Consider the following 251-nt stretch of genomic DNA (forward strand, 5'->3'; position numbering starts at 1 on the left):
TCAATGAAAGTCCCTCCGAAAAGGAAGGGAAATCACCAGCACGCGGGCGGTGGATTCATCCAACACCTGACCCTCAATGAAAGTCCCTCCGAAAAGGAAGGGAAATCTCTAGCGCGGTATTATGCGCCTCGACCAGAGCGTTCCCTCAATGAAAGTCCCTCCGAAAAGGAAGGGAAATTTGGTCCGTCCGGGTTCGGTAAGACAACCACGATTCTGGAGACCCTCAATGAAAGTCCCTCCGAAAAGGAAGG

It is taken from the genome of Rothia sp. HMSC071B01, from assembly GCF_001808945.1.
Lineage (GTDB): Bacteria > Actinomycetota > Actinomycetes > Actinomycetales > Micrococcaceae > Rothia.